The sequence below is a fragment of the Thermogutta sp. genome (assembly GCF_039793925.1).
GTDB lineage: Bacteria > Planctomycetota > Planctomycetia > Pirellulales > Thermoguttaceae > Thermogutta.
Genome location: NZ_JBAMME010000162.1, coordinates 1 through 9,125, shown reverse-complemented (window position 1 = coordinate 9,125; position 9,125 = coordinate 1). Strand labels below are relative to the sequence as shown.

At 56.8% G+C, this 9,125-nt stretch carries 7 protein-coding genes; 2 read left to right on the top strand and 5 right to left on the bottom strand.

Translation table 11 applies throughout. The annotated features are described in order from the left end of the window. Nucleotides 1–52 precede the first annotated feature (52 nt). Nucleotides 53–1,177 carry a lysylphosphatidylglycerol synthase transmembrane domain-containing protein gene (locus tag ABJK56_RS06330; RefSeq protein ID WP_347243819.1) on the bottom strand — a complete coding sequence of 375 codons (1,125 nt, stop codon included), beginning with the start codon at nucleotides 1,175–1,177 and terminating at the stop codon, nucleotides 53–55. 36 nt (nucleotides 1,178–1,213) lie between these two features. Next, nucleotides 1,214–2,206 (bottom strand): GDP-mannose 4,6-dehydratase, encoded by a 993-nt coding sequence (gmd, locus tag ABJK56_RS06325; protein WP_347243818.1) that lies wholly within the window; start codon nucleotides 2,204–2,206, stop codon nucleotides 1,214–1,216. A 289-nt stretch (nucleotides 2,207–2,495) separates the two neighbouring features. On the opposite strand from gmd, the gene ABJK56_RS06320 reads away from it, so the two are divergent. Further along, nucleotides 2,496–3,407, top strand: coding sequence for a TIM barrel protein (locus ABJK56_RS06320; protein WP_347243817.1), 912 nt, complete (start codon nucleotides 2,496–2,498; stop codon nucleotides 3,405–3,407). Between the two features lie 65 nt (nucleotides 3,408–3,472). On the opposite strand, the gene ABJK56_RS06315 is transcribed toward ABJK56_RS06320, so the two are convergent. After that, nucleotides 3,473–6,490: a right-handed parallel beta-helix repeat-containing protein gene (locus ABJK56_RS06315; RefSeq protein ID WP_347243816.1), complete on the bottom strand. Its 3,018-nt coding sequence runs from the start codon at nucleotides 6,488–6,490 to the stop codon at nucleotides 3,473–3,475. A gap of 493 nt (nucleotides 6,491–6,983) precedes the next feature. Between ABJK56_RS06315 and ABJK56_RS06310 the strand changes: the two genes are divergently transcribed. Then, nucleotides 6,984–7,640 (top strand): superoxide dismutase, encoded by a 657-nt coding sequence (locus tag ABJK56_RS06310; RefSeq protein ID WP_095416636.1) that lies wholly within the window; start codon nucleotides 6,984–6,986, stop codon nucleotides 7,638–7,640. A gap of 240 nt (nucleotides 7,641–7,880) precedes the next feature. On the opposite strand, the gene ABJK56_RS06305 is transcribed toward ABJK56_RS06310, so the two are convergent. Both ABJK56_RS06305 and ABJK56_RS06300 read right to left on the bottom strand, forming a co-directional pair. Further along, nucleotides 7,881–8,180: a hypothetical protein gene (locus ABJK56_RS06305; RefSeq protein ID WP_347243815.1), complete on the bottom strand. Its 300-nt coding sequence runs from the start codon at nucleotides 8,178–8,180 to the stop codon at nucleotides 7,881–7,883. 252 nt (nucleotides 8,181–8,432) lie between these two features. Next, nucleotides 8,433–8,627 (bottom strand): hypothetical protein, encoded by a 195-nt coding sequence (locus tag ABJK56_RS06300; protein WP_347243814.1) that lies wholly within the window; start codon nucleotides 8,625–8,627, stop codon nucleotides 8,433–8,435. Between the last annotated feature and the right edge of the window lie 498 nt (nucleotides 8,628–9,125).

The following is a 9,125-nucleotide window of genomic DNA, read 5'->3' as shown; positions in this document are numbered from 1 at the left end:
TCCAGACAACCCAGGCTGCGTGTTATTTCCACTTTACTTGGGTGATCAAATTTTATCGGCGAACAGCTTCTTTTGAAACCGGCGATGCTGGGGTCGCTGATTCCTCCCACTCCTCAGCCTCTTCGGCTTCTCGAAGGGCCTCTTGCCAATCTGTGCGGGCGAAGAAAAAGAAGTAGCTCAAGCCGGTTGTCGCCAGCACAAGTGAAAACACCCGGTAAACCAGCAGGGTCACCAGGCCCTGTCCCGGCAACATGTGCGTTCCGTCGGCCAGCGGCATCAGGACGAAGAGCCGGTCCAGAACGAACTCTGTCGGGCCAATGGAAACGGGAATGACCTGCATGACACCCGCCAGAGGACAGAACACAAAGTGCCTCGCCAGCGGCTGAATGCGGTCAAAAAGGCCCAACCCAATAAAGTAAATGGACACCGAAAACAACAGATGAACGGGACAAGTCATGATGACAGAGGTGATCAGGATCCACGGATGATGCCGATAGGCACGAAACGCTGTTACGAAGCGGGCCAGCAGTTTTCCCACAATGGGTACACGCTCCATCAAAGTGATCACATTTCCGCCCGTCACATCGGGTGCCCAGCAGGCGATCAGGACCAGCGTTGCTCCCACGGTCACAATCAGGACGAGGCGACAGATGTTCTGCAGAATTGGCAGTGAGCTGGAAACCAGCCCGGTTAGTAGAATTGCCCCGCTCGCCACGACAAACAGGGCATACAGTCCCAGAACACGATCAACAAACACCGAGGCGACAGTTTCCGGCCTGTGGTCGGGAAACCGCCGTGCGGCAAGGATCGCCTTGGCCAGATCCCCTCCCACCAGCCCCATCGGCGCCAGATTGAAAAGAAACCCCATAAAGCTGAAGCGAAATGACTCCGTCAATCGAAGCGGCACGTCAACTGTCCGCACCAAAACCCACCAGCGGAAAAACGTGATGAGAACACCGCTGGTTGCCGTCACAAACGCCAAAATGAGATGGTACCAGTGTTGACCTGCGTGGTGGACGAGCTGCCAGAACTTCTCCGGATTAAACCCGTGTTGGTCGGAAAAAATGCCTTCCCCGCGGCGCACGCTATCCCAGACCAAATATCCAATGATGGCCGCTGAAATCCCCACTTTGAGGAGCTGGACGGCCCATTGCTTCACGGTTTTCTGTTTCGCCATGCGAGGATCCTCATCCATCCTGGTCGGCGAAAAGGATCACAGCGGCCGGTAGGTGCGCTCGATCATCTCCCGCCGAACCCGCTCCAGATCAGCGTCCACCATCATGCGTACCAGTTCGGGAAACGTGACTTTGGGTTTCCACCCCAGCACGGTGCGGGCTTTGGTGGCATCCCCCCGAAGCGTAAACACCTCCGCCGGACGGATGAGTCGCGGATCTATCTCCACGTAGCGCTTCCAGTCCAGGCCCACATAATCGAATGCCAGCTCGACCAGCTCTCGCACGGAATGCTTTTCGCCGGTGGCCACCACATAATCGTCGGGCTGGGGCTGCTGGAGCATGAGCCACATCGCTTCCACATAGTCCCCCGCAAAACCCCAATCACGCATCGCATCGAGGTTTCCGAGGTAAAGTTTTTCCTGGACCCCCAGCTTGATTCGCGCGACGGCGTCGGTGACCTTTCGGGTAACGAATTCCTTGCCCCGGCGGGGAGATTCGTGGTTGAAGAGGATCCCCGAGCAGGCGAAAATGCCAAAACTTTCGCGGTAATTGACGGTGATCCAGTGCCCGTAGACCTTGGCCACTCCATAGGGGCTTCGCGGATAGAACGGTGTCTTTTCGTTTTGGGGTTCTTCGCGGACAGCTCCAAACATCTCACTGGAACTGGCCTGGTAAAACCGGATGGTCCGATCGACGTGGCGGATGGCTTCCAGCATTCGCGTCACTCCCAGGGCCGTAAACTCACCTGTCAAAAGGGGCTGTTCCCAACTTGTGGGGACAAAGCTCATCGCGGCAAGATTGTACACTTCATGGGGACGGACTTCCGCGAGCAACCGCACCAGGGAGAGTTGGTCAAGTAGGTCCGCCTGATGGAGATGAATGCGATCCCGAATATGCTGAATGCGTTCAAAACCCTCCGTGCTGGATCGCCGCACCATTCCATGGACCTCGTAGCCTTTTTGGAGGAGAAACTCTGCCAGATAAGAACCATCCTGCCCCGTGATGCCGGTGATCAACGCGCGTTTCGTCATGGCGATCCCTTTTCGCGAGACAACAATCCCCTTGCACGGCAGTCGCTGCTTTCGCGTTCCGCTGGCTTTCCCTTTACCCAGGCCGGTATTTTGTGACCAGCGTCGCTTGTGTCATCTGATCGCATCTGGACGGCCTACTTTGAATTGCCAGCCGAATCGGTGATAATAGCTTTTTTCCCGCTGAAAAATTCGGCCGGCTGGCAAACGCCTCCTGATGGTGAAGGCTCCAGTTCCTTAGGCGTCCAAATAGCTACTATACCCACGAATCTTAGCAGGGAGTGAGGGACACATGCTACGCAATTTCAATGCCAATGTTTTGGGCACTTTCTTGCAGCAGAGCGAAATTATCGAACTGGCCCTGAGCTTTGGCTTTAAGAGTATCGACCTCGACATCGCGGAGTTCAGCGCCCTGGCACGAATGAAAGGGCTCGAATACGCGCGCCGTCTGATTGATAGCGCACAGATCCCCATCGGAAGCTTCGAGCTCCCGGGGAACCTTCAGGCCAGCGATGAAGAGTTTCAGAAGTTCGTCGAACGGCTTCCCGAGTATTGCCAGAATGCAACGGTCCTAGGTTGCACTCGGTGCTTCGTCACGCTGGCCCCATTCAGCGAGACGCGACCTCTGCATGAGAATTTCGAACTGCACCGTCAGCGGTTGAGCACCGTATGCGGTATTCTCAGGCAGCATGGCATTCGGTTGGGTCTCGGTTTCAAAGCGGTCTATGAACCGCCGCGGGAAGCGGTGTTCCAGTTCATTCGCAAGCTCGACGAGCTCTTGCCGCTCATTCAGGCGGTGAAAGCCGAGAATCTCGGGTTGCTCGTCAATGTGTGGGATATTTTCGTCGCCCATGGAAGTCTCGAGTTGCTGTTCCAGCAGCCCAAGGAACTCATCACTGTCGTCCACCTTGCCGACATTCCTCCGGATGTCGCCGTGGATCAAATCAAGGATTGGCAAAGAGCGATTGCTCGGCCGGGCGGACGGATCGACTGCGTCGCCGTCCTGAAATGGCTCAAGAACATCGGTTACACCGGGCCCGTGACGCCCATGCCCACGCGCCGCATGCTGGGTACAGGCCGGGCGGATCTGTTGGCTCGCGAAATCGGTCTGGCCACTCTGGAATTATGGCACGCAGCCGGGTTGCCTTTGGAAACACGCTACGCCAATCTCCTCAAAACCGCCGGCCGATTGGCAACTGTCTGAGATACATCGCCGGGATCTTACGGATTGTCAGCGATTTCGGGCAACGTGTGCCGCTTGATACGGTTTTACGGAATGATGGTGTTGAAAAGTCGCGCGTAGGTGGTATCAACGGATGGACCGCCGACAGCGGGCGTGATTCGGTTGTCGGCGATCACGGTAGTCCAAACCTCACCGAGAAGAATTTCCGGGAACCTACCCGGGGCCTTCTGTGAATTGTTTCTCAAAGTATTTGCAAGGATGTAATTATCGCGCCCGCCGTTAACTTGGATTCCCCCGCGGGAGTTATTGTAGATGATGTTTCCTTGGACGACATTGAAGCGGTCGGCATACTCGCCGCCGAGCCCTAATCCGCCAACACCGCGGTCGTTGCCGTACAACTCATTGTTAACCGCCCAGACACCGAAGTTGTTGAAACAGTAGTGGAATCCGTTGCCCTGGTTGTAGCGGCTGATGTTGTTGATCCACAGGCCGCCGATTGTCAGATCACCTGCAGGATGGAGTCCGTGGCCGACGTTGTACTCGGCGATATTGTTTTCCACCCGGATATCCCGTCCGCCGTTGACCAGGATACCCTCTCCCCAACCCGTACTGGCCATGCCATAGCCAGCGCCCCGGACCAAATTTCCGCGAACGATCGCGTCGGTCTCCCATCCCAAAGCGATGCCAATATTTCGGGCTTCAATGACGGTGGAATTCTCCACGAGGTTGTCATGGCCATATTGCAAAGCGATACCGGAAGTGGGTGAGCGGGTGACCGTGACATTCCGCACCGTGGAGTTCACGGCATACGTGAGATCCACCATACCCCGGGGTAATGCCCGCCATCGCGTATACTTCGCGTTGAGATTTCCGTTAATCGTGAGATTCTCGATGGTCACATTGGCTACCGGCTGCCCAGCCGTCCCCGCAGCCCTCACCAGGGGAATCAGATTCGTCACCTCCGCCGAGTTTTCTGGTTGGAAGATACCGTATTCAATGGGTCTATCCAGCACCAGCACGCCCGGTTCAATGGCAATGATGGTGTAAAGCTGCCCGTCGAATTCCGTCCGCGAAACCAGGGCGATCTCGTCTCCCACCTGAAATCCGCTCGTGCTGGTCACGCTCACACGCTGATCCCCAGCCTGCGCTGGTGCAGTGAGAAATGCGAATGTCTGCGTTTTACGAACAAGCGTCGTGCCAGCATCACTCCCGCGAAGGGTTACATTGGAACGCAGGACCAGGCTCTGACGCAAAGTGAATGTGCCGGCGGGAAGGATCACCGTGCCGCCTTCTTCGGGGAGCGCATCAATTGCCCGCTGGAAACCGAGTGTAGGGCTGGTGGGATCGTAATAATCTGCTGCGTTAATGATCGTCGTGGGACCCTCGCGCCTGATGGTAGCTCTCGTGGCAGTTCCGAACACCTGGTCGCTTTTGTCGAGGAAATAAGCTTCCCGCAGGAATTGCCTCGCCCGAACAGAACTCGGCGTTTCGGAAAACACAATGTCGGAGAGAGTCGGGGTAATGGTGATCTGATCCTGGCCTCGGGAACTATACATTTCCAGGCGGTCGTTCCCCCCACTGCCGGCCGTGGCCCGCACCATCGAGAAAGTCTCCACGCGGAGGGCGTATCCGGGGCCTTCCAACCGGGTGTAATACGGCCGAGCGGTGAGAAGATCATCGCCTCGGGAATCATATAACCATGCAACGTCAGATCCGCCATTTCGGGAGTAGGCATACACACCGTCGAAGAACTTCACCCGGGTAAAATATGGACCGGTCGTCATGGTTGAGAAGTCCGGCCGACCCACAAACGTGTCATCACCCGGCGAATCATAAAAGTAGGCCGTGTCGAAGCCACCATTTCGGCCGTACACATGTGTGTAGGCAAACCCCTGAATTCGGAGCGTGTGAGTTTGATTAAAAACGGCCACGTCGCCGGGAAAACTGAACACAAAATCGTCTGATGGCGAATCGTTGACTTCCGCCACGTCGACGCCACCACTGGACCGCACGATGGTGGTCCAAAATCCTTTCGCCCGGACAGACACACCCTTTGTTTGCAGCGTCACATCTCCCAGTTGGCCGCCCAAAGTGTCTGTGCCCGAACTGCCGCTCAAAAACGCCGTGTCTTCCCCGGTTGTGGCAACGAACATGACGCTGGAAAAGAATTTGGCACGGTTGTAAAAGGTGTCTCCTTGGAGAATCGCATTGTCACCCAAGTATGTGGCTCGGTCCGCACCCGGAGAATCGTAAAAAGTAACCGAATCGGTGCCGCCGTTGCGAGAATAGGCGTGGATGATGGACGGGCCAGTGAGGGCAGCGTGGAATTGAGGAGAATCAAAAGTGGCGGCATTCGGTGCGAAGCTCACCCGGTCGTTTCCCGGCGAGTCGGTGATTTCTGCAACGGCGGACGAGCTGGCACGGACATCCAGGTCTGCCACCTGCGTGATGGTGATGGTTCGTCCCCCGCTCAGAATCCTGGTGAAGGCGGGTGAGATCGAAATACTTTCGTTGACGGCCGCCGTTTCCACGACGACCCTATCCCCACCGTTTCGACCGTCGATGGCCAGGACTATCCATCCCCCTGGAAGAGTGTATTCAATTTGATTGACAGCGATCGAACCGGTGCCCCCGCCGCGATAAGCCAGAGTGTCCGCTCCGGAAGTTCCGCGAATCGTAACGGTTGTCCCACTCATCTGGACAAGGGCAGCCAGCCAAAGTGTCTCACCGGTTTGGACGTTCGGCAGGTAAACAAAGAAACTCTGTCCGGCAGTGACAGGCAGATCGATCCTACCGATCCCCTCAGCCGCAAGGACGAGGCTTTGACCGGCTTGCGCGTAAACAGCGACACTGGCTGATGATTGGTGGTTTGGCGTCTGGAACCCGCGAATGACCGTCAACGTGGCCGTATTTTGGGCAGACAGCCGATACCACGTGCCTGGTGCTGGTGCAGGCTGCACGACCTGCCGAAACTCCACGCTTCCCAAATCAGTGAAAGTGGCGGGCATCGACGTCGTGGCAGGAACCGCACTCAGCAAATCCCGGTGTTCCAAAGGCTCAAATGCCAGACGACGCGTCCGGTTAGACAAGCGGTTGTTCTTCATGGCGGGCCCTCGTCACAAGCTGCGACTCAAAGGTGTTTCACCAGCCGGAAAACGAGCGTGCCTCTCTCACGGGAGAAGAGCTCCCATCTCCGATGCCCGGGGAATAGTGTTTCAGGTTTTGAACGAGGAGGAGGACCGCTCACGTCCTTCTATTAAGTTTAAGTTCCAGAGTAATTGGCCGGGCCCGGCAATCAACCGCAAACCGTCGGGATGGACTGCCAGCCTTCTGGGCCGGAGCAGATTGTCAGGAATGCGACGAGAATATCGCTTGAAAAGGACCGTCCGGCGTTGCGGCGACTTATTCACGCATGGCAATACCAGAATTTGCCCCTTGTCTTAGGTCACTAATGCCGTAGTATTTAGCACAAATAGCACAGGCATAAGTTTGTAAAGCGTGCCGGTGAAAGATGTGTCGTTACCCGATCAGTTGGGGTCGTCTCAATCTGGCGTCTAGGTTCGCGACACAGGTTAACTGACCAAAGGAGTTGACACGATGGCGTACGAATTACCCCCTCTCCCTTACCCGTACGATGCGCTGGAACCTTACATCGACGCGCAAACGATGGAGTTGCACCACACGAAACACCATCAGGCGTACATCAACAACGTGAACAAGGCCATTGCCGGTACAGAGTGGGAAAAGCTTCCCGTGGAGCAGCTTGTGGCTGCGATTCATCGTGTGCCGGAGCAAATCCGCACAGTGGTCCGGAACCACGGCGGCGGTCACGCCAACCACTCGCTATTTTGGACGATTATGGGCCCCAAGGCGGGCGGTCAACCCAAGGGCAAATTGGCCGAGGCCATTGACCGGGAACTCGGTGGTTTCGAAAAGTTCCGCCAGGCCTTCACCGCAGCGGCGATGGGACGTTTCGGCAGCGGCTGGGCGTGGCTTTCCGTCGACCCCAACAAGCGGCTCGTCATTGAGGACACCCCCAACCAGAACAGCCCGCTCATGCACGGCAATATCCCAATCCTCGGCATCGACGTCTGGGAACACGCCTATTATCTCAAGTACCAGTACCGTCGGGCTGATTATGTGGAGGCGTTCTACAATGTGATCAACTGGGCGGAGGTTCTCCGGCGATACGAAGATGCCCTGGCCCAGCCCGCTCCCGAATCGGCCAAGTATCCCCTCAAGACGGAATCCTGAGAGCGGCCGGTTCTCGGAGCGCTTGGCTCTCAGCGGCAGGCCGCCCTGGCAGGAAACGTTGCCGAGCACACGGCGAGGTTCATACCTCGCCGTTTTTTCAAGCGCGCGATGGAGGAGTTCTCAGCGGGAGCAAAGCCATGTGCCCAGCAGGTATCTGCCGGCGCGTTCCGAAGATCGCGGAACATGCGCCCAGGTACCGTGCGGCACCTCGGCCATCGAGTCGCTCCGATTTCGGGAACGTCAGAGCTGGGAATCGACCGAGTGCCGCGTTTGCGGCAGGGTTGGTCTCACCTCGACCAGCGTTTCGTTAACGATTTCCAGCTCCTCGCTGAGATCGGACAAACTGGATTGAGCCAACTGTTTGTGGTAGTAATTGGGCACTGAACCCCGAATGAACAGGCGCTTGCCGTCGCAGTGGCATGTGAGCCGCCGGAGTGCAGGATAACCGCTGGCGTCGAAGCGCGTTTTAGCAAGCATCTCGAAATTCTTTGTGCCCACTTCTGGGTTACCCGCCGGAGACGGATCCATCAAAGAGTCCATACCATCCTCCCTCACAGCAGGGAGCTCGTTGCCCAACCGATCCCTCCATCCCCCAGGCAGGACTCCGTTCCCTACCAAACCCAACGCACTCTGGTGAATTTCCGGCCAGAATGCCCCAGAATGCCACCGCACATGGTCAGGGCGGCATGGGACCTATGCGAAACCGCCGGTTTTCGTTGCTGTGGGCAGAACCCAGGAAACCGCCACGAAGACAACGCAATGTTTGCTCCATCCGCGCAGGCCGGCCCTGATTCACGATTGCCGAGACGGCTGCCGCGACTGCTGTTCGAGGCGGATCAACGTCGTGACGATCGGCGTCCCGTTGGGGAGCGCCTGGTCTGGACGCAAACCCATCAGCGCCTTGAGTCGCTGGATGACTCTCTCCCGGCCGGCCTCCGACCGCAACTCACGGAGAATTTCTTCCCGCCGCTGCTGAAGGTCTGCCATTGAGGAAGCCTCCTTTCCCGCGATGCGAGTGGGGGTCCCTCACGACGGACCATCACGTGTCAACCAAAAACCCTTTGGACCTTGTTACAGCGATCCTCAAAAAATCCGCTATCGAGAAAATGTTTCTTCGATGTTCGTTTTCTGTCTCATCAATCGGCCCACACGTCCGAAAACTTTACCCAACCCGCCCCGTTGCCAGTTTTTCCGGTGTCCTGTCATTCTCACGAAAGCCCTTGGAAAAGACGAAACGGCTGCCGTGCGTTTATAATGCACTGAAGCGATGGAAAACTTGACCACGCTATCAAGACAAATCGACCGGAACAGTACTCCGGTGTACGCGAATATTTCACCGGGATTCGAGCTTGTAGTCGGCCGCGGTTTCCTGCCTATTCAGGAGAAATTGCATGAAAGTCGTGCATTTTGAAGAAATCCCTCTTCAGGAGGTGACGATGGAAGGTGCTCAGGGGTGCAAGATGCGCCACCTCATTGGGGAGCCCG

Bases quoted from the DNA above. Each gene is read 5' to 3' on its own strand.
- ABJK56_RS06330 (WP_347243819.1), bottom strand. From the start codon at position 1,177: ATGGCGAAACAGAAAACCGTGAAGCAATGGGCCGTCCAGCTCCTCAAA.
- gmd (WP_347243818.1), bottom strand. From the start codon at position 2,206: ATGACGAAACGCGCGTTGATCACCGGCATCACGGGGCAGGATGGTTCT.
- ABJK56_RS06315 (WP_347243816.1), bottom strand. From the start codon at position 6,490: ATGAAGAACAACCGCTTGTCTAACCGGACGCGTCGTCTGGCATTTGAG.
- ABJK56_RS06300 (WP_347243814.1), bottom strand. From the start codon at position 8,627: ATGGCAGACCTTCAGCAGCGGCGGGAAGAAATTCTCCGTGAGTTGCGG.
- ABJK56_RS06305 (WP_347243815.1), bottom strand. From the start codon at position 8,180: ATGGACTCTTTGATGGATCCGTCTCCGGCGGGTAACCCAGAAGTGGGC.
- ABJK56_RS06320 (WP_347243817.1), top strand. From the start codon at position 2,496: ATGCTACGCAATTTCAATGCCAATGTTTTGGGCACTTTCTTGCAGCAG.
- ABJK56_RS06310 (WP_095416636.1), top strand. From the start codon at position 6,984: ATGGCGTACGAATTACCCCCTCTCCCTTACCCGTACGATGCGCTGGAA.